General features: G+C 73.1%; 1 protein-coding gene. It reads right to left on the reverse strand.

Going from position 1 to position 271, the window contains the following annotated elements; genetic code table 11:
* Positions 1 to 30: 30 nt before the first annotated feature.
* On the reverse strand, positions 31 to 271 hold a 241-nt coding region (locus SB719_RS20160), incomplete at its 5' end, for a hypothetical protein (protein WP_412159742.1).

Raw genomic sequence — 271 nt, forward strand, 5'->3', positions numbered from 1 at the left:
GGCCCACGGCGACGCGCCTGAAGGCCGCGATCAGCCGGCCGCAGCATCCGTGGCGGCGTCGACGTCGCCATCGCGTGTGCAGGGCACGACGCGGCCGCTCTCCTGCGACAGTTCGATGAAGTCGCCATCGGCGACGAACCGCAGCCCGACCTCGGACCAGATCGGCGGCCGGCTGCCCTGGATGGCGCCGATGAAGACGACGCGGCCGTCGGTCATCGTCAGGCGCGCGTAGCGACCGTCGCGGACGATGTCGATGCGCCCCGCACCGGGG

It is taken from the genome of Pantoea sp. SIMBA_079 (assembly GCF_046940275.1).
Lineage (GTDB): Bacteria > Pseudomonadota > Gammaproteobacteria > Enterobacterales > Enterobacteriaceae > Pantoea > Pantoea borealis.